This window comes from Streptomyces abyssalis (assembly GCF_001751365.1).
Classification (GTDB): Bacteria; Actinomycetota; Actinomycetes; order Streptomycetales; family Streptomycetaceae; genus Streptomyces; species Streptomyces abyssalis.
The window spans coordinates 1-339 of the sequence record NZ_LJGT01000013.1; the positions used below are offsets into that span (position 1 = coordinate 1).

Genomic DNA, 339 nt, shown 5'->3' on the forward strand with positions numbered 1-339 from the left:
CCGTCAGGTCTTCTTCCGGGCCGCCCGCTTGGTCTCCTGCTTGTACGCGCGGACCTGCTCCAGTGACTCCGGCCCGGTGATGTCGGCCGCCGAGCGGCGCGCGTCCGCGTCGCCGTACGGGCCCGCGGCCTCGCGCCAGCCCTCCGGGGTGATGCCCATCTGCTTGCCCAGCAGGGCGAGGAAGATCTGCGATTTCTGCTTGCCGTAGCCGGGCAGGGCGTTGAGGCGTTTGAGTACTTCGGCGCCGGTGGGGACGTCGCGCCACACGCCGCTCGCGTCACCGTCGTAGTGGTCGACGAGGTACTGGCACAGCTGCTGCACGCGCTTGGCCATCGAGCC

General features: G+C 70.5%; 1 protein-coding gene. It reads right to left on the bottom strand.

Features of this window, described 5'->3' with window-relative positions; all coding sequences use genetic code 11:
- Nucleotides 1-3: 3 nt before the first annotated feature.
- Nucleotides 4-339 (bottom strand): HhH-GPD-type base excision DNA repair protein (locus AN215_RS00040; protein WP_275520650.1); only part of this gene is annotated, 336 nt, incomplete at its 5' end.